At 41.6% G+C, this 24,785-nt stretch carries 20 protein-coding genes and 7 tRNA genes; 9 read left to right on the forward strand and 18 right to left on the reverse strand.

Annotation, left to right across the window (positions count from 1 at the left end; translation table 11 throughout):
- Positions 1-25: 25 nt before the first annotated feature.
- The 6 genes from L3V41_RS09245 to L3V41_RS09270 form a co-directional block, all read right to left on the reverse strand.
- Positions 26-850: a M90 family metallopeptidase gene (locus L3V41_RS09245; protein WP_193988645.1), complete on the reverse strand. Its 825-nt coding sequence runs from the start codon at positions 848-850 to the stop codon at positions 26-28.
- Between the two features lie 114 nt (positions 851-964).
- Positions 965-2,176: an elastinolytic metalloprotease pseudoalterin gene (locus tag L3V41_RS09250; RefSeq protein ID WP_237127619.1), complete on the reverse strand. Its 1,212-nt coding sequence runs from the start codon at positions 2,174-2,176 to the stop codon at positions 965-967.
- A gap of 193 nt (positions 2,177-2,369) precedes the next feature.
- Positions 2,370-5,261, reverse strand: a complete 2,892-nt coding sequence (locus tag L3V41_RS09255; RefSeq protein WP_237127620.1) for a ligand-binding sensor domain-containing diguanylate cyclase — start codon at positions 5,259-5,261, stop codon at positions 2,370-2,372.
- Between the two features lie 130 nt (positions 5,262-5,391).
- Positions 5,392-6,048 (reverse strand): CatA-like O-acetyltransferase, encoded by a 657-nt coding sequence (locus L3V41_RS09260; protein ID WP_237127621.1) that lies wholly within the window; start codon positions 6,046-6,048, stop codon positions 5,392-5,394.
- A 136-nt stretch (positions 6,049-6,184) separates the two neighbouring features.
- Positions 6,185-7,225, reverse strand: coding sequence for a Glu/Leu/Phe/Val dehydrogenase (locus tag L3V41_RS09265; protein ID WP_062570699.1), 1,041 nt, complete (start codon positions 7,223-7,225; stop codon positions 6,185-6,187).
- Positions 7,226-7,628: 403 nt separating this feature from the next.
- Positions 7,629-9,155 (reverse strand): fumarate hydratase, encoded by a 1,527-nt coding sequence (locus L3V41_RS09270; RefSeq protein ID WP_062570698.1) that lies wholly within the window; start codon positions 9,153-9,155, stop codon positions 7,629-7,631.
- Between the two features lie 181 nt (positions 9,156-9,336).
- On the opposite strand from L3V41_RS09270, the gene pabB reads away from it, so the two are divergent.
- From pabB to L3V41_RS09285, 3 genes are all read left to right on the forward strand, one after another.
- Positions 9,337-10,680: an aminodeoxychorismate synthase component I gene (gene pabB / locus L3V41_RS09275; protein ID WP_237127622.1), complete on the forward strand. Its 1,344-nt coding sequence runs from the start codon at positions 9,337-9,339 to the stop codon at positions 10,678-10,680.
- 17 nt (positions 10,681-10,697) lie between these two features.
- Complete coding sequence (locus tag L3V41_RS09280) at positions 10,698-11,276, forward strand: CoA pyrophosphatase (protein ID WP_062570696.1); 579 nt, start codon at positions 10,698-10,700, stop codon at positions 11,274-11,276.
- A gap of 101 nt (positions 11,277-11,377) precedes the next feature.
- Entirely contained in the window at positions 11,378-12,754 is a 1,377-nt protein-coding gene (locus tag L3V41_RS09285) for an L-serine ammonia-lyase (RefSeq protein WP_237127623.1), read from the forward strand.
- Between the two features lie 46 nt (positions 12,755-12,800).
- Here the strand turns inward: L3V41_RS09285 and cysB are convergent, their stop codons facing one another.
- Positions 12,801-13,778, reverse strand: a complete 978-nt coding sequence (gene cysB / locus L3V41_RS09290; protein WP_062570695.1) for an HTH-type transcriptional regulator CysB — start codon at positions 13,776-13,778, stop codon at positions 12,801-12,803.
- 320 nt (positions 13,779-14,098) lie between these two features.
- On the opposite strand from cysB, the gene L3V41_RS09295 reads away from it, so the two are divergent.
- Entirely contained in the window at positions 14,099-14,857 is a 759-nt protein-coding gene (locus L3V41_RS09295; protein ID WP_062570694.1) for a hypothetical protein, read from the forward strand.
- Between the two features lie 39 nt (positions 14,858-14,896).
- On the opposite strand, the gene L3V41_RS09300 is transcribed toward L3V41_RS09295, so the two are convergent.
- Positions 14,897-16,189 carry an NCS2 family permease gene (locus tag L3V41_RS09300; RefSeq protein WP_062570693.1) on the reverse strand — a complete coding sequence of 431 codons (1,293 nt, stop codon included), beginning with the start codon at positions 16,187-16,189 and terminating at the stop codon, positions 14,897-14,899.
- 121 nt (positions 16,190-16,310) lie between these two features.
- Between L3V41_RS09300 and L3V41_RS09305 the strand changes: the two genes are divergently transcribed.
- Entirely contained in the window at positions 16,311-16,775 is a 465-nt protein-coding gene (locus L3V41_RS09305) for a sel1 repeat family protein (RefSeq protein WP_237127624.1), read from the forward strand.
- Between the two features lie 235 nt (positions 16,776-17,010).
- On the opposite strand, the gene L3V41_RS09310 is transcribed toward L3V41_RS09305, so the two are convergent.
- From L3V41_RS09310 to dnaQ, 9 genes are all read right to left on the reverse strand, one after another.
- A tRNA-Asp gene (locus tag L3V41_RS09310) sits at positions 17,011-17,087 on the reverse strand.
- Between the two features lie 50 nt (positions 17,088-17,137).
- A tRNA-Asp gene (locus L3V41_RS09315) sits at positions 17,138-17,214 on the reverse strand.
- 31 nt (positions 17,215-17,245) lie between these two features.
- Positions 17,246-17,322, reverse strand: a tRNA-Asp gene (locus tag L3V41_RS09320).
- A 37-nt stretch (positions 17,323-17,359) separates the two neighbouring features.
- A tRNA-Asp gene (locus L3V41_RS09325) sits at positions 17,360-17,436 on the reverse strand.
- Between the two features lie 31 nt (positions 17,437-17,467).
- Positions 17,468-17,544, reverse strand: a tRNA-Asp gene (locus L3V41_RS09330).
- A gap of 41 nt (positions 17,545-17,585) precedes the next feature.
- Positions 17,586-17,662: transfer RNA gene (locus L3V41_RS09335), tRNA-Asp, on the reverse strand.
- A 27-nt stretch (positions 17,663-17,689) separates the two neighbouring features.
- Positions 17,690-17,766: transfer RNA gene (locus L3V41_RS09340), tRNA-Asp, on the reverse strand.
- 98 nt (positions 17,767-17,864) lie between these two features.
- Positions 17,865-19,193 carry a TIGR03503 family protein gene (locus L3V41_RS09345; RefSeq protein ID WP_237127777.1) on the reverse strand — a complete coding sequence of 443 codons (1,329 nt, stop codon included), beginning with the start codon at positions 19,191-19,193 and terminating at the stop codon, positions 17,865-17,867.
- A gap of 54 nt (positions 19,194-19,247) precedes the next feature.
- Positions 19,248-19,958, reverse strand: coding sequence for a DNA polymerase III subunit epsilon (dnaQ, locus tag L3V41_RS09350; RefSeq protein ID WP_193988638.1), 711 nt, complete (start codon positions 19,956-19,958; stop codon positions 19,248-19,250).
- Between the two features lie 68 nt (positions 19,959-20,026).
- Between dnaQ and rnhA the strand changes: the two genes are divergently transcribed.
- The gene (gene rnhA, locus L3V41_RS09355) at positions 20,027-20,494 is read left to right on the forward strand and encodes a ribonuclease HI (RefSeq protein WP_062570689.1); all 468 of its coding nucleotides are present in this window, start codon (positions 20,027-20,029) and stop codon (positions 20,492-20,494) included.
- Between the two features lie 90 nt (positions 20,495-20,584).
- Positions 20,585-21,448 (forward strand): MBL fold metallo-hydrolase, encoded by an 864-nt coding sequence (locus L3V41_RS09360; RefSeq protein ID WP_237127625.1) that lies wholly within the window; start codon positions 20,585-20,587, stop codon positions 21,446-21,448.
- Here the strand turns inward: L3V41_RS09360 and L3V41_RS09365 are convergent.
- A complete protein-coding gene (locus L3V41_RS09365; protein ID WP_062570687.1) occupies positions 21,419-22,177 on the reverse strand; it encodes a class I SAM-dependent methyltransferase in 759 nt (252 codons plus the stop codon). The genes L3V41_RS09360 and L3V41_RS09365 overlap by 30 nt on opposite strands.
- A gap of 53 nt (positions 22,178-22,230) precedes the next feature.
- On the opposite strand from L3V41_RS09365, the gene gloB reads away from it, so the two are divergent.
- Together gloB and L3V41_RS09375 are read left to right on the forward strand one after the other, a co-directional pair.
- Positions 22,231-23,004 carry a hydroxyacylglutathione hydrolase gene (gene gloB / locus L3V41_RS09370; protein ID WP_062570686.1) on the forward strand — a complete coding sequence of 258 codons (774 nt, stop codon included), beginning with the start codon at positions 22,231-22,233 and terminating at the stop codon, positions 23,002-23,004.
- A gap of 147 nt (positions 23,005-23,151) precedes the next feature.
- A complete protein-coding gene (locus tag L3V41_RS09375; protein WP_237115095.1) occupies positions 23,152-24,738 on the forward strand; it encodes a LysM peptidoglycan-binding domain-containing protein in 1,587 nt (528 codons plus the stop codon).
- Positions 24,739-24,785: the final 47 nt, after the last annotated feature.

Consider the following 24,785-nt stretch of genomic DNA (forward strand, 5'->3'; position numbering starts at 1 on the left):
GTGTTAAACAGACGTAAATAGTCGACTAATGCCACGCAATGGGATCAAACTGATAATAGCCAACTAGCAAGTGATAAATTTCAGGATCAAATTGTCTCAGTTCAGCGGGTTTTTCTAAAAAGGTTTCGGTGATGACAGCAAAAAACTCAGCTTCATTGGTCGCGCCATAACTATGAATAACATGTGGCATACCGTAAGCTAAATGGGTTTTGAGTTGATTAAACGCGCGACTAAATACTTTTGCCCATTTTTGGTAATCTTCATTACTGGCAAGCAGCGGTGTACCTGTGGTTTTACCCGTTTCTTGGTCTAGTTGATGGGCAAATTCATGAAACACTAAATTATGACCATCGCTTGGCAGGCGATTCCCCTCTAGTACATCATGCCAGCTAAGCACTAATGTACCTCCAGGCCATGACTCTCCTTGACGAACAGCGTTGTGATAACTTACTAAACCTGCACCATCTCGCGAAGTCTCGGGCGCATAATAAGCACTAGGGTACAATAAAACTTCTCTTACATTACGGTACAAAGGCCAGGGTTTATTGAGCACTAACAAACACGCATCAGCAGCAACTATCAGCTTCATAGATTCGTTAAGTTTTAAGCCATCACAACCAATAAAACGTTTTTCATTTAAAAACCAAACGATATGTCGTTCCAGCTTTTCACGATCGGCGTCGGTCATTCTTTGGTAGATGGGCATGTACTTTAGCAACAAATTCTTTTGCTGTGAGTTAAGAGCAAAACGATGGTATTTTTTTTGCCAAAAATGATTTCTAATATCATCCCAGCGCCAATAACACACAATAAAAATAACTAAGGAAAGTAACAAAAATAGGTTAAGCATTACCATCGCCTAAAAAACGGTCTTAGTAGTTAAATGTGTGCAAACAAGAAAAGATCAATACTTGATAAATTAATTGAACATTAAAAGCCGTGTTAAACACGGCTTTTACCATCATTAACGGTATAAGGGTTGCCAAGCACAGGTTCTACGTCCATTGCGCTCAAAATAAAAGTTATTACAATTTGAATCATAGTTACTATTACCAACATCAATACGGTAATTACTGATATAACGGTTATGTAATGAAACTTGCTGACCATTTTGTAATAAAGTGAAGTGTACGTGTGGACCAGACGATTGTCCGCCTTCGCACAGTGCTTGGTTATAACTATTCGCATAACGACCTAGCAACGTTCCTGGCTGCACAGTGTCACCATTATTGTATTGTAAGTTAGACATGTGGTAATAATTAGTTGCAAAGCCACTTGAGTGCGTTACCCGTATATTACATGACGAAAAACGAGTGATGACCCCACCATGTGCGGCTTGAACCCAAGGCGTATTGCTTCCCCATCCACCAGAACCATTGTTAAAGTCTAATGAAGAATAAGGATAACCTGAGCCAGTGTTTGAATGCGCTCCACCACTATACCAATAATACCCTTGAGACCAAGGTAAGTTCATAGTAAATGTGGCTTGAACCGACTGCTCTTCCCCTGAGAAAGTGACTTGGTCTGTGTTCAAGATAAGAGACTGTTCGGGTGATAGTTGCTCGAATATATCTAAGAAGCGAGTTAAAGAATCATTTGCCTGAGCATGCAAATTATGCTGCTTACTCATCATGCTGGCAAGCGCAGCTGTAGCGGCAGTACTCACTTGTGAAGGCCTAATTAAATGCTTTATGGAGTTTGAGTTTTTATCATGCTTTACGGCTTGCTCTTGCCAGTGTTTAAAGGCATAGAAACGTTGACTTAATTTAAATACAACGTCTTTCACCTGCTCCTCAAATCCTTGCTTGTCAGAGATATTTTTAAACACGCTTTCTAATTCAACCGAAGGATCAGAGAGTCCCTCACTTTGCTGTTCAATCAGTGCCAAAATCACTTTTGGGTTAATACTATAATAGCCAGCCCAGTGTAGTATAAAAGCTTGTTTACTTTGAAGTTCAGGGGCATACGACGCGAAGTAGTTATCCCAGTCCTCATTTAATAGGTCATTATTAAATACAAATGTTTGGTCATCCATAATTAATAATGAATTAAGATTCAGTTGTTCTACTGCTTGGTCTGAAAATTCAAACGTTTCATGGTTATGCACACCGGCAAATGCTATAGAAGAAAAACCAAGTCCAGTCGTAACCGCAAGTGTTAGTAAATGTTTATTCATCTTTTTGTTCCCTTTTATAAAACCCCATACGGGGAACAAAAATGTAGATCAAAAGTGAATAAAATGTTAATTTTATATTTTTATGTAAACATTAACGTAAGTAATGTACCTTTAATAACACCACCTTGAAGCCGAAAACGTGTACAAAAATAAAACATTTTATTTTGTAATCAATAACTGATTGAGGAACTAATTATTCATTGCGGTAAATAACAACCTGATTTCGTCCTGCGGATTTGGCGCAATATAATGCCTTATCAGCTTGTGCTAAAAGCCGATCGTAATCACTTGCACTTTGGCTGTCAGCTAAACCAAAGCTAACCGTAACAGACAAACCACTGGCGATATGCGAGAAATCATAGTTTGCAATCTCAAGGCGAATCACATCACATACTCGTGCCGCCTCTTTTGCTGTTTTTTCTGGGAATAAGAGCGTAAATTCCTCGCCACCCCAGCGAGCTGCTTGACCTATATGGGTACAATTTAAAGTGAGTAAGCGTGCTATTTCACAAATTACTTTATCACCTATTAGATGAGAAAAATTGTCGTTAATTGACTTGAAATGATCAATATCCATGATCGCAATAGAGAAGAATTTATTCTCTTTTCTGAATTTATCAAAACTTTGTGACAAACAAACATCGAAAGCGCGTCGATTAGGCAACTGAGTTAACTGATCATGATTAGCCAAATGTGCAAATGCATCCGCTTGCTTTTTCAAGTCATGCATTTGTTGTTCTACTTTTTCGGTTAACTCTATTTCAATCCGTTTATAGTGGTATAAACGAAATTTATAAATACTGTAAGCTATTAGAATAAAGGCAAAAACGATTAAAAGTTTGAAGCTTGTCTTCTGCCAAAAATAAGGGGCTATTCTAAAGCGTAAAACTTGCTCATTATCTTGCCAATCGCTGTTGGGATAACCGGCACGCACTTTAAAGGTATACTCACCTGGCGCTAAATTCGTGTATTCAGTAATAGCCAAGCGCCCTCTATCAACCCACTGTTCATTGTAACCGCTCAGTTGGGTCTGATAGTTAAGTCGCTGAGGCATAATAAAGCTCAGCCCCGCATAATTAAAAGACACCCGAGAAATACCTGGCGACAGGTTAAGCACTTCATTACTTGGTGGCAATGTAACCGCTCTGCCATCCACATCAAAGCTTTCAATGACGGTGGATAATTGACGTGTACTGGCTTCTTTTAGCCGCTCAGGCGTCGCGACAGCAACACCACGGGCAGTAGCAATCCATATTTGCCCATCAGAGTGAAGTGTTGCTGCAGGTGTTGAGCCTCCATTAGCTTGAGCGCTCAGCATGCCATCACCTTCATCATAGAGTTGCATGGACACAGTATGTGGATTAACGCGGTCAGGCTCATCTAAAAATGCGACTAATTGCGCCTTGTTTACCTGAATAATACCTCTATTACTTGTCAACCAAAGTGAGTCACCTTGCTCAACTATCTGAAATAATTTATCGACAGGTAGCCCTTCTTGACGACCAAATAGTGCCATTGTGTCGTTTAGCATATTATAACGAACCAACCCTCTGTCAGTGGCTAACCACATATCGGTATCGTCTACATAAAAGCCAAACGCGTATTCAGTGCTAAAGTATTCTGGAAAAGTGATAGTGGCAAAACGGTCCTCAGACGGTGTATAAATTGACACACCGACTCCGGTACCAATCCATAATCGACCTTGAGTGTCCTCCGCCAAGGCTATAATAAAGTCACCCGCTAAACCATTTTCTGATGTATAAGAATACACTTGCCCATCTTCGCTTAACTTTGTTAAACCACTGGCAGTACCTATCCATAAATTATTTTCAGAATCAAAAAGTAACGAACGAACTTCATTGCTGATTAAACCGTTTTTTCTATTTTTTACAGGGTAAATTTTATTATTAACGACTTTCATTAAGCCGGCTGTATACGTGCCTAACCAAACATCACCTTTTTTATCTTCGGTTAAACTCAACACCGATAAAGGATCACGTTCATAAGCTTGTCTTAAAGTGCTAATTTCACCCTTCTCAATGCGGTTGAGCCCATTACTGCTTCCAACCCATACACTGCCATCGGAGTGGGAAAGAACTGTTCTGACATAATCAGATGCCAACCCCCGACTTTGACTCCAGTTGGTAAATGGCGCTTCTCGTAATCTAAACAGTCCTGCATTAGTACCAACCCAGATACTTTTTTCACGATCTTGCCAAAGAGATAAGATCCGGTTGTTAGGCAATCCATCATCCGCATCTAGGTTCTCGAGCCCTCGCTCACTTAACCTAAAAACACCTTTATTAATGGTGCCAAACCATAAGTCCCCTTTTGCATCTTCAAGCAAACTCGATATTGATTCATTGTTTAAAATATCATTTATGGAAACAAATACATCGTGTTGCTTTTTCCAGGCTCCACTCTCAGTTCCTACAACTAAATCACCTGATTGGGTAAGTAATAAAGTAAAAACGGATGTATCAGGTAAACCTGAATTTGAGCTAACTTTACTGACTTTTTTATTGATAATTTTATATAAGCCATCACTTGTTGCTGCCCAGATAACACCATCATTATCTTGTAATAATCGATACACACTTAGCTTATCTAGTAGCTGTTGTTCAGGCGCTTGTTCAGATGAGCGGTAAAGTATACCTTGCCCCTCTAAAGCGAGCCAAAGCTCTCCACTTTTTGTAATAAGGGCATGATTTACCATTGTTGATGAAGCTGGGAGTGCCTGCCAATGACCTTGCGACCTTTTCGCAATTCCTCCACGAGCACCGACTATGTACAAATCTCCGTTCTCTGTGGCAATCAAACTGCGTAGACCTGAGTCAGGTAAACCTGGAAGTTCTGTGCGGGTAAAAAGTTTAAATTCTCGTCCGTTAAAACGTGCTAAGCCTTCCCACGTTGCCACCCAAATATAACCATCTTTTGTTTGGCTAACACTATTGATACTGTTATGCGGTAGGCCAGAGCGAGTGCTCCATGTTTCAGTGAAGTAATCTGTTAATGACAGCCGTGCCGGTTTGGCTATAAGCCCAAAACTTAAAAATAACAACACACAGCAGATTACCCGCGCCATAAAATAAAACCTTGATATTTATTATCATTATTACTGTGTATAGTTTTGCAGAATAAGCGAAAATTCAACCAACTGAGCAAATACTACCTAAGTGCTAATTTTTACTCAGTTTAATCACAATTAGCAACAATCATTTACAAAAATCATTAATTTTTTCTTGCAGTAGTTTTACAAAACGTGCGACATGTAAGCCATCCATCAACGCGTGATGCACATCGATTGATAGCGGCATCTTGCCAGTTTGTAAGTCAAACTGACCAAATACAAATTTAGGAATGCCAAGACCATGACCTTCACTCACAGCATGAGAAAAACCAGTAAAATTTAACCACGGTAGCACTGATATATGGATAAGATCAGGTTGCCCTTCTGTTGCAGCAAATGCATCAGAGAAAAATGGTTTTGCTTTACTTGTTTTACCCACTGCAATGGCGTGTTTTGAGAAGTCTTCAATCGAGGCGTGTTTTTCAAAATAACTAAAGCGGAATGTTTCATCTTCTGCAAGCTCGACCACACTTCCTCTTACCGATGACAACTGCACAGGTAGAGAATCAACTATACGTTGACGCATTGGCGCATAGTCATGACATGCTTCAAGCGTTAGGTAGACATAGCTGTGAAAGAACGAATACGGCTCTGCTTTGCACTTGTTGTAAAGAGCCGCCATGTCGAGCGACACACACACATTAAAAAAAGGCAGAGAAAATTCTTTAAAGAAAGCGAAATGCTGTTTACGAGGCCAAGTATTAAGATCAATTGGGGTGACTTCACAAGATAGAGTTTTCATTAGGCGTCCTCGAGATTTAAAAACCGAGTGTACCTAGCAAGCATTACTTCGTCACCTTGATGCGATAAATAACAGAGACAAAAAAGGTGCGACTTGCGCACCTTTTTTTAACTATAAATTTAGTCGATTTACTAAATTATAAACCGTTTTCGATGATTTCTAATGCTAGTTCATCAGCAATTAAATGCGTCGATTTTTGCTCTTTTTCAGAGCGAGCAAAGATTTCAGTTAGCGTATCAAAAATGCCTTCAACGTGTTTAGTTGATGCTTCTGCACTATAACCTTCTGGTGCAGTTTCGTAGTAAACGTTGATAATACCACCTGCGTTAATTACGTAATCTGGTGCATATAAGATACCTTTTTCACGGATAATTTCTCCGTGACGAGACTCTGCTAATTGGTTATTCGCACAACCTGCAATAATTGTTGCTTTTAAACGCGGGATAGTCGTGTCATTTACCGTTGCGCCTAGTGCACATGGTGCATACACATCAACATCTAAGTCGTAGATTTCATCAATACCCACAGCCGTTGCATTGAAGTCATTTACAACACGCTCAACAGCTTGCTCGTTAATATCTGTTACAAATAACGTTGCACCCGCTTCGTGCAAATGCTTACAAAGACCGTATGCTACTGCACCTAAGCCCTGCACTGCTACTTTGATACCAGCAAGATCTTGATGACCACGTTGGTGTTGTAAAGCGGCTTTAATACCTAAGAACGTACCATAGGCTGTGAATGGTGATGGGTTACCACTTTTGCCTTCAAGGCCTAGTACATAGTTAGTTTCTTTGTTCATGATAGCCACATCATCACAGGTGATGTTTACGTCTTCAGCGGAATAGTAGCTACCACTTAAACGCTCTAATTGGCGACCAAATGCACGGAAAAGCTGCTCTGATTTAATTTCTTTTGCATTACCGATAATTACTGACTTACCGCCACCAAATGGTAAACGTGCCACAGCATTTTTATACGTCATACCTTTTGATAAACGAAGTGCATCTGTTACGGCAGCTTCATCCGTTGCGTAGTCCCACATTCTACAACCACCAACAGCTGGACCTAACTTGGTATTATGAACCGCAATAATCGCCTTAAGGCCTGATTCTTTATCTGAACAAAACACCACTTGCTCGTGGTTATCAAAGTCGACTTTATTAAATACAGCCACAGTTAAATACTCCGAAATTTTCTTACCCCAAAGGGTGTGAGCGCTGAAATTGCCGAGACTCTATCACTTCGAATGCTCCCTTGCCACTAAATGAGATGATAAAACTAAGCAAAGTTCCCACGTTGAAACAATCACTCAAAAAATAACTCTTTAAGGGAAAAATATACCTACCAAAGCAAATATTAAGCATTGTTAATTCAAAATAAACTATTTACATCAGCAACTTTATTACGTGAACGTAAAGGTAAAGTATAGCGTAAAGAAAAAGTGACAAGAAGAATGTAGCAATAAAGCCAAGAAGAATCTGCTTTTTAAAGATATGTTGAGAAAATAACTGAGACTGGTCAGAGCTGAAAAAAAACGGCGCAGGTGCGCCGTTTTTATTAAAAGCGTTGCAAGATGGTTATTTTAATTTGCCATCAAGTTCTTCAATTTTTGCTTTCCAAATAGCAGGGCCTTGCGTGTGCGCATTGGCACCTTCACTATCCACAGCAACCGTTACTGGCATATCTTCTACTTCAAACTCGTAAATTGCTTCCATACCTAAATCTTCGAATGCAACAACACGTGCTTTCTTGATTGCTTTAGATACAAGGTAAGCCGCACCACCTACCGCCATTAAGTAAATAGACTTATTGTTTTTGATTGATTCAACCGTTGCAGGGCCACGCTCAGCTTTACCAATCATACCGATGATGCCTGTGTTTTCTAACATCATATCAGTGAATTTATCCATACGCGTTGCTGTTGTTGGGCCAGCAGGACCTACCGCTTCATCACCCACTGCATCTACAGGGCCAACGTAGTAGATAAACTTGTTATCGAAATCAACGCCTTCAGGTAAACCTTCACCTGATTGGATCATATCTTGTAAACGCTTATGCGCGGCATCACGACCCGTTAAAATAGTACCAGACAGAAGTACAGTTTCACCCATCTTCCATTCTTGTGTGTCTTCTTTAGTCAGTGTGTTTAAGTCAACACGACGTGTACCTTCACCTACTTCGAACGTAACTTCTGGCCAATCTTCTAGTTTCGGTGCTTTAAGGTCAGCAGGGCCTGAACCATCTAACGTGAAGTGAACGTGACGTGTTGCTGCACAGTTAGGGATCATTACCACTGGTTTTGATGCTGCGTGAGTCGGTGCCGTTTTGATTTTTACATCAACCACAGTTGTTAAACCACCTAGGCCTTGTGCACCAATACCTAATTTATTAGCGCGTTCGAAAATATCGATACGCATTTTTTCTTCAGTTGTTTCGGCGCCGCGCTCAATAAGCTCGTGAATATCAACCGGATCCATTAATGATTCTTTCGCTAGTACCGCTGCTTTTTCAGCCGTACCACCAATACCTATACCTAGCATGCCAGGTGGACACCAGCCCGCCCCCATCGTTGGTAATGTTTTTTCAACCCATGCAGCCACATCATCAGATGGGTTAAGCATAACCATTTTCGTTTTATTTTCTGAGCCGCCGCCCTTCGCAGCTACCATTACTTCAACTTCAGCGCCTGGCACTAAGTCGATGTGAACAACTGAAGGAGTATTGTCTTTGGTGTTTTTACGCGTACCAGCTGGGTCTGCAACAATAGATGCACGTAACGGGTTGTCTGGGTTTAAGTATGCGCGACGTGTACCTTCATCAACCATTTGCTGAACAGTCATGTCTGTTTTATCCCACTTAACATCCATACCTACTTTCACGAAACAAGTAATGATACCTGTATCTTGGCACAGTGGACGTTTACCTTCAGCAGACATACGAGAGTTAATTAAAATTTGCGCGATGGCATCTTTTGCCGCTTTACTTTGCTCTTTGTTGTAAGCTTTTTCTAAGGCTTGTACGAAATCGAGAGGGTGATAAAAAGAAATGTATTGCAATGCATCTTCAATGCTATCAATGAAGTCTTGCTGACGAATTGTGCTCATTACGGGTTCCTTAAGTTTTTATCACGTAGCGCTGTACGTGATCCTGAGTAAACCGGTGACGAAGATTTACTCTACGGGTTAGTCATGGCATCACTATAAAGGAAATCATAACGCTGCCAATCAAATTTAACTTATGATACCCTCCTCGCCCGTTTCGGGCTAGTTATTCAGGGCAATGTAGATGATAAACGATGAAAATTTGTGCATTAAATTAGAATTAAGCGGTGACTGCATCGCGCTATTTAGTCATTTTGCTCATTTGCCCTATGCTGTATTGCTCGATTCAGCCAATAGCGAGCATATAAATAGCCGCTTCGATATCATTGCCATCGCGCCATTAAGGCAATTAGAGGTGCGCGAAAATACATGCTTTGTCGACGGCAAGGCTCAATCAAGTGATTGTTTTAGCTTGATGAAATCGGGTCTTGGGGAGTTTAATCACACACCAAGCTCAAATAAGCTTCCATTTACGGGTGGTTGGCTTGGCTATTTTGGCTATGATTTAGGTCGTGTGATTGAAACCATGCCAAATAATGCCGAAAACGACATTAATATGCCGCAAATGGCTGTCGGCCTTTATCCAGATGCGCTTATTTATGATAAGCAACAGCAAAGCTGGTTTTACGTCTGTCAGCCAAATCAAAATCGCTTAGCGCTGTACCAACAGCACCTAAACGAAACACCAGCAAGTGCAGAGTTCGCGCTAACAAGCGACTGGCGGTCAAATATGAGCAAAGCCAGCTACAACGAAAAGTTCGAGAAAATTCAAGCTTATTTAAAAAGCGGTGATTGTTATCAAATTAACCTTGCTCAGCGTTTTAAAGCTGAATTTTCAGGTTCAACATGGCAAGCCTATAAACAATTACGAGAAGCGAATAAAGCACCGTTTTCAAGCTATATAAATCACCCAGATGGCGCTATTTTGTCTATCTCACCTGAGCGCTTTATCTCTATAAATCAAGGTCAAATAGAAACCAAGCCCATTAAAGGAACACTCCCTCGTTTGGCTGACCCTGAACAAGACCAAGCACAAGCAACTCGTTTACAACACTCTGAAAAAGACCGTGCAGAAAACGTCATGATTGTTGACCTTTTGCGCAACGATTTAGGCAAAGTTGCTCGCCCAGGTAGTGTGACTGTGCCATCGCTATTTGCCATAGAAAGCTTTCCGGCTGTTCATCATTTAGTAAGTACTGTGCGCGCAGAATTAGCGGATGGCAAAGATGCCGTTGACCAAATTCATGCCGCGTTCCCAGGTGGTTCAATTACTGGCGCACCAAAAATTCGCGCCATGGAAATTATAGAAGAGCTCGAACCACATCGCCGTAGTGTCTATTGTGGCTCAATTGGCTATTTAAGTGCCTGTGGCAACATGGATACCAGTATCACAATTCGCACTTTAGTGTGTCATCAAGGTACAATCTATTGTTGGGCTGGCGGCGGCATTGTGGCTGATTCAAAAGTCGACTTGGAGTACCAAGAAACTTACGATAAAGTAAATAAAATACTGCCTTTATTAAAGTAAAAGTTGAAGTAACAGCCTTGAATAGTCAGCAACTAATTGCCCGTTTTAGTTTAAGTCAAACCACTGAGCGCCCAGCTACCATTCGCTTTAATGCCGAAAAGCGTGCCAGTGCCGTGATGCTGCCTCTGCTCGATGTGAATGACAAAGCGCATTTATTACTATGCAAACGACCAAGTTATTTACTTCATCACCCTGGGGAAATTTGCCTGCCCGGAGGTAAGTATGAGGAGCAAGATGAATCTTTGCTGCACACAGCCCTTCGAGAGCTTAATGAAGAGCTCAGCATTGGCAAACATCAAGTGACTGTCTATGGTAAGTTGCATCAATACGCGACCCTAACCGGTTTCACGATTGAGCCATTTGTTTGTACGCTTAGCGAAGGCACAACATGGCAAGCAGACCCTAACGAAGTTGCTGCCAGTTTTTTGATGCCCTTGTCTTATTTGAGTAATCAACAAAACTGGCAATCCCTACCTTTTGAGCGAGATGGAAAAACCATTACGTTGCAAGGCTTGATGACTCCGCACGGTCTACTGTGGGGGGCTACAGCCAGCATTATTAATAACTTTATCAAACAGCTCGCCCTACCAGTTTAATTATCCTGCTTTTAGGGTTACACAGACACGTTTAAACGTTATCATGTGGCACCGTTCAAAGGCAGGTAGTATGCCGTTAAAAGGAAAATGAGTAGCAAATTATGATCAGTGCATTCGATATGTTTAGTATTGGTATTGGCCCATCGTCATCTCACACTGTTGGCCCAATGCGCGCTTCGCGTTTATTTGTAAACGAATTAGAAGAAAAAAACTTACTTGCAAACGTTACCGATATTAAAGTTGAGCTGTTTGGCTCATTAGGTCAAACAGGAATTGGCCACGGCTCAGGTAAAGCCGTGATCTTAGGTCTTGCCGGTTACGATCCAGAAACCATTGATGCAGATTTAGTCGACGATATCCTCGCGAAAATCGAAAAAGAACAGGTTATTTATTTAAACCAAAGTCATAAAGCTAATTTCCCTAAGCAAGGTGCAATTATATTCCATCGTCGTAAAACACTACCAAAGCACTCTAATGCAATGGAAATCATTGCTAGCCAAAATGGCGAAAAGTTATTTAGTAAAGTGTATTACTCAATCGGTGGTGGTTTTATCGTCAGTGATGAAGAATTCGAAAACGAAAAACAAAAAGCACTCGAAATACGCGAAGAAAACCCTGCGCCTTATCCGTTTAATACAGCAAAAGAGCTGCTAGAACTGTGCCGTGAATCAGGCTTTAGTGTATCAACTCTTATGATGCACAACGAGAAAACCCTGCGCAGCGAAAAAGACATCAAAGATGAGCTGTTTAATATTTGGCAAGTAATGAAAGCCTGTATTGAACGTGGTATGCGCACAGAAGGTATTTTACCGGGCGGTTTAAAAGTAAAACGCCGCGCACCAAGCTTACACCTTAAATTAAATATTGAGGTAAACAATGACCCACTACGTGCGATGGACTGGGTTGATTTATTTGCTCTTGCAGTAAACGAAGAGAACGCCGCCGGTGGCCGTGTAGTTACTGCACCTACCAATGGTGCTGCGGGTATTTTACCAGCGGTATTAATGTATTATCACACTTTCATCAAAGAAGTAGACCGTGATATTGCAACACGTTATTTATTAACAGCGGCTGCAATTGGTATTTTGTATAAAAAGAATGCGTCAATTTCGGGTGCTGAAGTAGGTTGCCAAGGTGAAGTGGGCGTTGCTTGCTCTATGGCAGCTGGCGCACTAACTGAGATAATGGGTGGTAACGTTGTGCAGGTTGAAAACGCCGCTGAAATCGGTATGGAGCACAATCTAGGTCTAACCTGTGACCCTGTAGGTGGCCTAGTGCAAGTACCGTGTATTGAACGCAATGCGATGGGTTCAATTAAAGCGATTAACGCGTCACGCCTTGCAATGCGTGGTTCTGGTGAGCAAAAAGTGACCCTAGATAAAGTAATAAAAACCATGCTCGACACAGGTAATGATATGAAAACCAAATACAAAGAAACCGCGCGTGGCGGTTTAGCGGTTAATATCATTGAGTGTTAATTTACAATAACGATAAGAAAAGCCGCTAAAGCGGCTTTTTTATTGTTTATTTTACTGGTAACTCTATGTTTTCGAAAAGCTTATCAACATCTTCTTGGTTACGTAATAAACTTGCTCGCTCTACTAACTCTTTAGTTAAGTGTGGTGCAAAACGCTCGATAAAGTCATACATGTAACTGCGTAAAAAACTGCCTTTTCTAAAGCCGATTTTAGTGGTGCTCGCTTCAAATAAATGGCTAGCATCAATACATACTAAATCAGTGTCTGTTACTTGGTCTATTGCCATCGATGCGACAACGCCGACACCTAACCCTAAACGTACATAAGTTTTAATCACATCAGCATCTGTCGCAGTAAATACGATATGTGGCTCGAGCCCATGGGCATTGAATGCCTTATCTAACTCTGAGCGGCCAGTAAAACCAAATACGTAAGTAATAAGTGGGTATTTAGCAACATCAGCAACCGTAAGGTTATCAGCTTTTTGCGCAAGGGGGTGTGTTTTTGCCACGACGATACTACGATTCCAGTGATAACACGGCAGCATGACTAAATCAGAGTATAAATGAAGTGCTTCTGTGGCAATTGCAAAATCAGCATCACCACGAGCCGCAGCGTCCGAAATTTGTTGTGGTGTACCTTGATGCATGTGCAAAGACACTGCTGGGTACTTTTTCATGAAGCCTTGAATAACATTAGGTAATGCATAACGTGCTTGCGTATGCGTTGTGGCAATATTTAACTTTCCTTGATCAGGCAGAGTATGTTCATTTGCAACCGCTTTAATCCCCTCAACTTTCGATAGTATCTCGCGGGAAATATTAATTATCTCATGACCTGCACTCGTAACATGCGTTAAATGCTTACCACTTCGACCGAAAATCTGTACACCAAGCTCGTCTTCTAGCATACGAACTTGTTTTGAGATCCCTGGCTGGGATGTAAATAAGCTTTCAGCTGTCGCTGAGACATTCAGTTTATGGTTTTGGACTTCGACGATGTATCTGAGTTGTTGTAGTTTCATGGCTGCATTGTAAATGTTGTTATTCTTTATTTATAAAGGCTGCTAAGCAGGATGCCAAGTAATATTTACTCACATTATAATTTTTTTGTTTTCAATCTGACTTTTTATAGCAATTCCATCTAAGGCTAACACATCCAACGTTAACTCGATAGAGATGATTCATCTGAAAATACTCAATAAACATGCTAACTTAGTCTTGAGTTAGTAAAAAATAACTAGTTATTATAACTTTATTACACATTAGTATGCGCAAAACTACCCAGATGTAATATTTTTAATGTAAGATAAAAAAATTAGATAGTGAAAACTGAGATTTAGCTATGATCGTTTCTATCATCATTATGCTCATTGTTGCTTTGATTGTCATTGCTCTTTGGGTCAGTGCGGTTCAACAGCATAAAGAAAAACAAGAAGCTGAACGCCGAAAAGAATTAGCCAAACAAAAAAAGATTATTGAAGAAGCTGAAGATGTACTTATCAATAGTACCAATATTCCTATGTCTGAAAATCTTTTACGTATTATTCAACGTCGAGTCTACGATGCGTTAGCTTCAATGGTACAATTATCACCTACATCAAAAGAGTTAAAAAATCGCCTTAATGAATCTAAAGAACGATTAAGTGCGCCAATTGAGGCGAGTAATTCAGAGTCTTTAGTATTACCAGATAATGACAAGCAGCTAATTTCACTCATTCAGGGTATAAAAAAATTACGCTCTGTACTTCGTTCTGAGCATGGCAAAGGCAAACTTGATAGCCAAGTGTTTGTTGTTGAAGATAAACGCCTCGAGAAATTACAACTGAGGATCAACGTAGAAAGCCAAATCAAACGAGGAATTTCTGCTCGCTCAGCGAACATGATTGGCTCTGCAAGACAATATTTCGAAAAAGCCCTTGCGACGCTCTCTTCAATTACTTACAGCGACGAATACACAAACGCAAAGCGTAATGAAGTGGAAGGTTATTTAGAAGCAATTAGCACTGAATTAAAAGCGTCAAATGCAACGTCGCTGAAGAAAAAAGCAGAACAAGAACAAGACGATTTAGATGTTTTGTTTGCACCAAAGAAAAAGTGGTAAGCCACTTTTTCTTTGTGCCTTTAAGTTTTAAGTCGTATTTTAAGATAAAAACGCAAACTTAATGATAAACAATGCAGTTAAAATCCACACACTCACACTGATCTCATCTTTTTTTCCACATACAAATTTAACCGCTGTGTAAGCAATGAAACCAAGCGCAATACCGTGCGCAATCGAAAAGGTTAACGGCGTCATCAATAGTACAACACTCACTGGAATAGCATCAGTCATATCATCCCAATTAACCAGCTTTAAATTTTGCATCATCAATACTGCGACATACAAAATCGCTCCTGCGGTCGCATAAGCTGGGATCATCGCAGCAAGTGGCGCAAAGAACATCATTAATAAGAAGCAAATACCCACAACAACCGCAGTTAACCCCGTACGACCACCAACAGAGACACCTGAAACTGATTCAATATACGACGTGGTTGTTGATGTGCCTAGCATTGACCCTGCGATAGTCGCAGTGCTATCTGCACTTAATGCACGGCCTAAACGTGGCATCTTACCTTGTTCATCGGCAAGGCCCGCTTTTTGTGTAACGGCAACAAGTGTGCCCGATGTATCGAACAAATCTACAAACAAAAATGCAAAAACAACCGTTAACATTGAAATTTCAAACGCAGCGGCAAAATCAAGTTGCATAAAGGTCGGTGCGATTGACGGAGGCAAAGACATAACACCTTGATATTCAACTAAATCTAAACCTAGCGCAATGGCAGTGACTAACAAAATACTGATAAGTACACCGCTTTTCATATCGCGATATAAAAGCGCAGCAATAACAAAAAAGCTAAAAATAGCAAGTAAAGGTCCCGGAGCCGTTATATCCCCTAACTGTACAAGTGTTGCAGGACTTGCCACGATAATCCCCGCATTCTTCAAAGCAATAAGTGCTAAAAATGCCCCAATGCCCGTTGCAATTGCACGCTTTAAAACTAAAGGAATCGCATCAATAATCCACTCTCGGACTTTGAATAAACTTAAGAAAAGGAAAATACAGCCTGACATAAAAACAGCACCGAGTGCAGCTTGCCAGCTATAGCCCATCCCTAGCACAACACCATAGGTGAAAAATGCATTCAGACCCATCCCTGGCGCAAGCGCTAATGGATAATTAGCCCATAATCCCATAATAAAACAGCCAATCGCAGCAGCAATACAAGTGGCAACAAACGCGGCCCCTTGATCCATACCCGCTTCAGCTAACATCGCAGGGTTTACAAATACGATGTAGACCATGGTGATGAAAGTTGTAATACCCGCAATGGTCTCGCGGCGAATAGTGGTGTCGTTATCGTTTAATTTGAAGAGTCTGTCGAACATGTTGAACTTTAAGTTAAGATTAATTGGCTAATTTTATCATATTTTAACTTAATTAGAGGACATTTTACCTTGCAATGTTCTAAACTAATAAGGTCTTTTATTTCAAGAAAATAACTAAACTATGTCTGATAAAACACCTGTTGGCTTAGATTTAGAACAACAACTCGATAATGTACTTGCCTTCATTACTCAACCAGACACTGGTGGGGAGCCCGCAATAAGTACAGACTCTGTTAAAAATGTACTAAATAAAGCCTTGTATTACTTAAAAAATGATCAGCCCCCTTTAGCAGCCAAATGGATGCGCCTTGCAGCGATGGCAGCGAATCAAAGAGCGCAGTTTTATATGGGGCTATTTTTTATCAAAGGGCAAGGGGTGCCCCAGAGCGTTTTTCACGGTGCAGTGTGGTTAACGCTGGCAAGTAGTCAAGGCTATGAACCAGCCACAGCAGCCCTAAACGATTTGCGAAAGCACATTAGCACTCGCCGCTTACATGATGCACAAAGTTATGCTGCAACCTTATATGAACAAATCCACCAGCAACAGTTTGCTCATTTGATTCCCCGAGAATCTGACGCCAACTAACAGGCGTCAGGTTCTACAGCACATTAATGCTGTCTTGTCAGTTTACTCTCAAACATGATGAGACCAGCACCAATTACAACCAATAAGATACCGAGAAACTCAAGCCACACAGGGCCTTTGTTTAGCTCAATACGAGATACGAGATACGAGATACGAGATACGAGATACGTCGTCAGTATAAAAGAGAACACATTGAAATATAGACTTGTTTAATCATTTGCTTGAGGAAAACAAATGGCGGAGTGGACGGGACTCGAACCCGCGACCCCCGGCGTGACAGGCCGGTATTCTAACCAACTGAACTACCACTCCGCAGTGGTATGTGCATGGGGTAATGCACTTAATTTGTTTATGATATCAAATGGCGGAGTGGACGGGACTCGAACCCGCGACCCCCGGCGTGACAGGCCGGTATTCTAACCAACTGAACTACCACTCCGCAGAGATATCATTGCTATTACTTAATTTGTTGGCGGAGTGGACGGGACTCGAACCCGCGACCCCCGGCGTGACAGGCCGGTATTCTAACCAACTGAACTACCACTCCGCGATACAAATTTTGTAATAAAACAGCGTTTAAATAGTGGCGGAGTGGACGGGACTCGAACCCGCGACCCCCGGCGTGACAGGCCGGTATTCTAACCAACTGAACTACCACTCCGCAGTATCTAAATGCTATTTATTTTTCCTATTGGCGGAGTGGACGGGACTCGAACCCGCGACCCCCGGCGTGACAGGCCGGTATTCTAACCAACTGAACTACCACTCCGCAAAGGAAAATGTTTTACAACCATAAGTTGTGTAAGTAATTGGCGGAGTGGACGGGACTCGAACCCGCGACCCCCGGCGTGACAGGCCGGTATTCTAACCAACTGAACTACCACTCCAGCGCATACTTACAAATTGTCGAAAATTGGCGGAGTGGACGGGACTCGAACCCGCGACCCCCGGCGTGACAGGCCGGTATTCTAACCAACTGAACTACCACTCCACATTTTCGTTGCTGAGAGAGTCTCCCCTGACAGCGGCGTGAATAATACGAATCACCCTCTGGTTCGTCAAGGGCTTTTTTGTTTTTTTACAGGTTTTTTAGTCATCTGACATCGAAAGGTTTAAAATTTCACCTGATTTATCATTTTTTGAGCCATTTTTGCCAACTTCTTTTTCACCGGCTGCCTGTTCGTCATTACTCGTTTGGTTTTTTTTCTTTAAAAATGGTAAAGAAAATTTAAATTTAAGCGGTTTCTTTTGTACAAAAACTCGAATTGCTAGCCAGCCTAACAACAAGACGGTTAAATTTCCAACAACAATTAACGTTATCATCAACATCGTTGATGCTCTTTGTTCTTCTTCGAGGATTCGTTGTTGCTCTGCTTGTGCTTCTAAATCAATTTCAGGGCGAACAATTTCTGGTACAACTTCAATTGGCCTATCAATCTCAAATTTATAGGTGGGCAATGTAGCCATAAATTCTCGATCATTTATATTGCTACCAAATACTGATAGCTCAACACTGTATCGCCCCCAGTCATAATTTTTAATCGTGAGCTGTCGAGTTTGAGACGGCTTTGCGTCCATTGAGAACATCTGCTCTTCATTATTTGGGTAATAGATTTTTCCTTGAAGCAATACCGTTTCAGGTTTAATTAGCTCAGGATTGAGGGTTATAGTGAGCAAATGGTCATCCGTTTCTTGCTCAGCAAGCGCAATGTCGTAGCTAAATGGCGGTTCATGAATAACAATAGGTTTCTGTACTACGGTACGTTTAAAAATAGGTGTTTCTATATATAGTTCTGGTTGCCATTCTCCAGCCGGGAAAGATAACTGAAATTCACCCGTAAAGACGCCATCAAGAGGCCGCTCATCAAAGCCGCGTCCATCATCTTTAAAGTCGGTTATACTTTGCGTCCCCGCTCCAAAGTTTGCATAGTCACTATTATTTGTACTTACAAAATCGACGTGCAGGCTAATAACATCCCTGAATTGCCCGACTTCTATTGGCTCGCCATCATTGAGTACACGTCCTGTCAGTTTTATTGTTTCACCACGAAACAGCATCGGAGGAAGAGGATCAACGCTTAATTCAATTTCCCCCAACACAATAATACGACTATCAGGTAAAATACTACCAACAACCTGCCAAGGTCCTGGCATTGGTTTTGAAATGGTGATTAGGTCATAGGTCATCTCATCATGCCACTCCAAATCATCATTGTTCAATGATTCGTTAACGTGGTACTTACTACCATCAGGCCTAACTAAGACAACTGCAGGGGTTCCTCTTTTACGAAAGAAGAGTAAAGTAATCTTTTCGACTTTATGATCAATGCGAAAACGATTTTCTAGCAGGGGGATCTCATTTTGAATCCCATCCCGTTCAAGTGGCGTAATTTTATCTTGTTCCGCGCTTATGCCCATTAGGGGCAGTACACATAGCAATCCCGCTAGAAATTGTTTTTTCATTTTATTACCCTATTCTGCCCGCCATAAACACTCACCACCTTTAGCGACCAAGTCTAAACGCTGTTCATGAGCGGCATGCTCTTGCTCTGTAGCTTTTAATACAACTAAAGGGGCTCTGTCAGCACTTAAACGTCGAATCCCTCCAGTTTGTTGCTCAGACCCTTCATCTTTATTCTGATTTAAATTTAACTTAACTTGACCCCCTGTCATTGCTAAGTAAACATCCGCTAGGATCTCAGAATCCAGTAGTGCGCCGTGTAAGGTACGTTTTGAGTTATCGATATCATAACGACGACAAAGTGCATCAAGGTTATTCTTTTGACCTGGGTGCAAGTCACGCGCCATTTTCAAAGTATCCAGTACACTACATACATCGGCAGTATTTGGAAAACCTTGATTTAACAATGCAAACTCATTGTCCATATGGCCGATATCGAACGCTGCGTTATGAATCACAAGTTCCGCACCACGAATATACTCTAAAAACTCATGGGCAATTTGGTGGTACAAGGGTTTATCACGCAAAAATTCATTGGTAATACCGTGAACGTCAATCGCTTCTTCTTCAATTTCACGTTGTGGATTAATGTATACATGAAAGTTGTTGCCAGTTAGGCGGCGATTAACAAGCTCAACACAACCAATTTCAATAATGCGGTGGCCTTGTTTTGGGTCAATACCCGTGGTTTCTGTATCTAAAACTATTTGTCTATGTGCCATATCGTCTTAAGCCTGACTCTGGTATCGTTCTATCATCACTTTATTGTACACAATATCAAGGTAAAACAGTGCAGAAAACCGTAGAGATTTACACCGATGGATCATGTTTGGGTAATCCAGGGCCTGGGGGGTATGGCATCGTGATGCGATATAATGGTCACGAAAAGCAATTAAGTAAAGGCTATACCTTAACAACCAATAATCGGATGGAAATGCTCGCAGCCATAGTCGCACTTGAAACTCTCACCCGCCCTTGTCATGTCATTCTGACCACCGATAGCCAATATGTAAAACAAGGTATTGAATCATGGGTCGAAAACTGGAAAAAGCGCGGCTGGAAAACCGCAGCTAAAAAACCTGTGAAGAATGTCGATTTATGGAAACGACTCGATACAGCATGCCAACAGCACAGCGTAGAATGGCGCTGGGTAAAAGGCCATAGCGGCAATAAGTATAATGAAATTGTTGACGACCTTGCCCGCGAAGCTGCTGGCAGCAATGAATTACTTGAAGACACAGGTTACGACGGTAATTAAAAATGCCTTAAAATAAACTTTGCGCAGGCCGTTTTATATTTTTGTTATATGATATAAGATTTAGCTATAACATATAACTAAGGACTTTTTATGGCTTTGCGCATTCACTCTTTTTTTCATCTACAAAGCGCTACTCTGTGTTACTTAGTCAGTTGTGAAAGCACTAAAGATTGCATGCTGATTGATGCACCCGCTGATTTTGATATGCCAAGTGGTGAGTTAAGTTTTGCTACAGCCAATGAGATCATCAGCTACATAAAGACTGAGCAACTCACATTACAGTGGCTACTTGAAACTCATGCCCATGCAGACCATATCACCGCCGCAAGTTATATAAAGCAGCAATTACAAGACACACATCCATGCAAACTTGGCACTGGCGAAGGGATCACACAAGTTCAAAAGCACTTTAGCCAACTTTATAATTTAGATATGCCATGCAATGGCGAACCTTTTGATACCTTATTTGCTGATAAAGCACAATTTCGGTTAGGTGAATACACGGTAGATGTGATTGCCACGCCTGGCCACACCCCTGATAGTGTGTGTTACCACATTGATGGCAATGTATTTGTCGGAGACACCTTCTTTATGCCAGACAGCGGCACAGCCCGCTGCGACTTCCCAGGTGGCAGTGCCGCTGAGCTATATGATTCACTACAACGAATTTTAGCCTTACCTGACGATACCCTACTTTGGATGTGTCATGACTACCAACCAGAGGGTCGCCCCCTTGCGAACAAAACTACAGTGAAAGAACAGCGTGAGCAAAATATTCATTTAAAAGGAGATAAGCAAAGCTTTATTGCGACTCGTGAAGGCCGCGATGCAACCTTGACCGTACCAAAGCTGTTGCACCCTTCTATTCAATTAAATATTCGTGCAGGTCAGTACCCAAATAAAGCGGATAGTAAACAGCGCTATTTAGCTATCCCGCTCACAGTGCTGCTTTGATGTTTGTCTTAGCCCCGCTCCTTTTACTGGCGAAAATTGGGGCCTTGCATGCCATTTAGGTTTTATTGGTGTAAGCGGAGCCACACGTTTTCGAGCCACCAGCATATAAACACTGCCCATTGGTTTTAAATATTGTTGTCCAAAACTGCGCCACGCAGCAAAGCGCGATAGGCGGTTACCTCTGGCAAGAGAAGAATGGATAAAACGCTCATCAGAAATAATCTCAAAACCTAAAAGATTCAGCCAATCTTTTACACGAGACGGCGTAAAAAAGCGCCCTGTCCAAGGGAGCTTTTGGCGACTAAAGGGCAATAACTGCGCCAACCCACACAAGCTAAACGGGTTAAAGCCTGTGATCACAATATAGCCACCTGGGATCAATGTACGATGTGCTTCGCGTAAGATATGGTGCGGATCAGAATGATATTCTAAGCAGTGCGATAATATGCAGGCATCAACACTGTGCTCATAAAAAGGTAACTCGTCCACATCGGCAATAACCCCAGTAAATAAGCCCTGCTCTGCGACGCAAACTTGATGCTTAATAGGGCTTTCACTGGTTGCTATTTCACCACTTAAATTACCAAGCTTTAACATGTGATAACCGAACATGCGTGGCAGCCACGGAACTAGCTTACGCTCTATTTCAGCACGTAAATAGTCACCATGAGGGAACTGCTGCCATGAGTAAGGCTTAGGACCTTCTTGAAAACTAAGGGCTGGTTTCATTTTCTGAGCTCGTTATACTGTATCTTAACTGTCACTTTATAGAGCAATTAAACATGGTGCAAGTCAAAGCAATTAAAGCCTTTTCTGATAATTATATTTGGTGTATCACAAATGAAAGTGAACAAACAGCATGGGTGGTTGACCCAGGTCAAGCTGAGCCTGTTTTAAACTATCTAAGTGAACAAAACTTAACACTCGCAGGGATTTTAATTACCCACCACCATTATGACCACACTGACGGCGTGGCTGCGCTGGTAAAAGCATACCCGAGCATTCCCGTTTATGGTCCTAAGCACAGTCCGTTCAAGGGCATTAATCATGGTGTGTTAGAAGCAGATAAAGTCACCGTATATAATTACACCTTTACCGTACTTGCAACTCCTGGCCACACTCTGGATCACATTTGTTACTTACATGATGAGCTAAGCTTTACTGGCGATACGCTGTTTAGTGCAGGTTGTGGGCGGTTATTTGAAGGTAGTGCCGAGCAAATGTGGCACTCTTTATGTAAATTAAGAGCCCTGCCGGATGAATGTAAAATCTACTGCACTCATGAATACACGCAAGCCAACTTAGCCTTTGCAAAAGCCGTTGAACCAAACAATGAATACCTACTCAACTACAGTGATAAAGTAGATTCGCTGCGCGCCAACGGTGAAATAAGCTTACCAACTAAGTTAAGTGTAGAAAAACAAATAAACCCATTCTTACGTAGCCACTTGCCTAATATCACTGATGAGCTTCCCAATGAGCTAAAAAATAATTTGAATCTTGATGAACCTTGGCAACGCTTTGCAGGTCTCAGGGCTTGGAAAGATAATTTTTAAAAAAACAAGCATGACTTTAGTTACAATTTTGTAGATTGAGATCAGCATCTTGCAACAATAAGCTGACATAAACTGGTCATAAAGTGGCAATATGTTCTCAGAGCAGGTAATATTCGCCGAGTTTTTTTACCTGATGTATGGGTATATATGTATAGATCTCCTCTAGTTTTTACACTCGCGCTGGCTTTAAGTGGTTGTCAACTAACAACTTCTGATACTGCACAACCTAACATTGCTAATAATGATGTTGAGCAGCAACTGGGTGGTGCCAGTCCAAGTGATGTCAATGATGCATTGATGATCAACGCACAATACCAACAGTTAACTGATATTGATGCGCCACCACCAGTTTTTGACGATGTATGGGAACGTATTCGTTATCAGCTATCTATTGATGTGCCACAAAACCGTCCTGTAGTTGCTGAGCGTAATTACTATGCACGTCATCAAGCATACCTTGACCGCATCGCAAAACGCGCAGAGCCATACCTTTACTTCATTGTGGAAGAAGTTGAAAAGCGTGAAATGCCAATTGAAATAGCGCTTTTACCCATTGTTGAAAGTGCCTTTGACCCCTTTGGTTATTCACACCGCAGTGCCTCTGGTATCTGGCAATTTATGCCACAAACCGGTGAGCGTTTCGATCTAAAACAAAACTGGTGGTACGACGGTCGTCGTGACATTGTGCAATCGACGCGTGCAGCGCTTGATTACTTATCATATTTACACAAAACCTTAGAAGGTGATTGGCTAAATGCCATTGCCGCCTATAACTCAGGTGAAGGTCGTTTACTTCGTGCTATTAAAAAGAACCGCAAAAAACACTTACCCACAGATTTTTGGTCATTAGACCTGCCACGAGAAACCACGTCGTATGTACCAAAGCTCTTGGCTCTGTCTGATCTTGTAAAGCGTAGTGACGAATTTGGTGTGAAGTGGCAACCGATTATCAACGCGCAAGTAGTTGAAGCCGTTAATATCGGTAGCCAAATTGATTTAGCACTTGCCGCTGATATGGCTGATATTAGCTTAACTGAGCTGTACCGCTTAAACCCAGGCTTTAATCGCTGGGCGACGGATCCAAACGGTCCACACTTTTTATTACTGCCATCAGATAAAGTTGAGTCTTTTACTGAGAAACTAGCAAAAACAGAGCAAAAAGATCGCCTACGTTGGCAGCAATATGTGGTTGCCCGTGGTGATAGTTTATCAGTGATAGCGAAAAAGTTTTCAACGAGCGCAAGCGCGATAAAAACGCTGAATAAACTTTCATCAAATACTATTCGTGTTGGCCAGCAGTTACTTGTGCCACTCAGTGACGGTGAAATCAATAGTCAGCACTTACCTAAGTCTGTGCGAATGGCTGCGAATAAAGCGACACGTAAAAAACTTAGCCATAAAGTCGCCAGTGGCGATACCTTATGGGATATCAGCCGCGAGTACGATGTGACCATTGCAGAGCTTGCAACATGGAATAAACTGAAAAAAGACGCTGTATTGCGTGTTGGTCAAAAGCTCACTGTGTATAAACAGGAAAAATCACAACTTGCTACTACACAAATCAAAGAGCGCACCATTACCTATAAAGTGCGTCGCGGTGATTCGTTAGCACGCATTGCTGCCAAGTTTAATGTGTCTGTAGAAGATATTGTTAAATGGAACTCATTAGCAGGGCAAAAATACATTCAACCTGGGCAAAAGCTTAAACTCAAGGTTGATGTGCGAAGCGCTTAATTGCTTCATCCAATATAAAAAAAGAGCGCCTAATGGCGCTCTTTGTC

Origin of the sequence: Pseudoalteromonas sp. L21 (assembly GCF_021728035.1) — a bacterium.
In the GTDB taxonomy this organism is placed as follows: domain Bacteria; phylum Pseudomonadota; class Gammaproteobacteria; order Enterobacterales; family Alteromonadaceae; genus Pseudoalteromonas; species Pseudoalteromonas arabiensis.